The sequence below is a fragment of the Pseudomonas sp. Lb2C2 genome, assembly GCF_052112205.1.
Lineage (GTDB): Bacteria > Pseudomonadota > Gammaproteobacteria > Pseudomonadales > Pseudomonadaceae > Aquipseudomonas > Aquipseudomonas kilonensis.
Genome location: NZ_JAUTYW010000035.1, coordinates 1 through 292 on the forward strand (window position 1 = coordinate 1; position 292 = coordinate 292).

1 pseudogene is annotated in these 292 nt (G+C 59.2%); it reads right to left on the bottom strand.

The features are described 5' to 3' along the window. Positions 1-50: 50 nt before the first annotated feature. A pseudogene (locus Q7F16_RS30150) lies at positions 51-292 on the bottom strand (carbon starvation protein A); the annotation flags it as partial.

A 292-nucleotide genomic window follows, 5' to 3' on the forward strand; every position in this document is an offset into this window, starting at 1 on the left:
AGGTATTTACCCAGGCGACTCAAGTCATTGAACATCGTTGCAATCCTCTATCAAGCGTCTGGCAGGGCCTGGAATGGCGCTTCTTTGTCCGTGCGTTCCTTGGTGCCCCAGGCGGCGATGCCGACCTTGAGCGCGTAGAACAGGATGCTGAAGACCACGAACAGGAACAACACCGTCAGCGTCGCGTTGGTGTAGGCGTTGAACACCACGTGCTGCATCTGCTCGATGCTCTTGGCCGGGGCCAGGATCTGGCCGGCGGCCAGGGCATCGTTGTATTTGCGTGCCAGGGCCA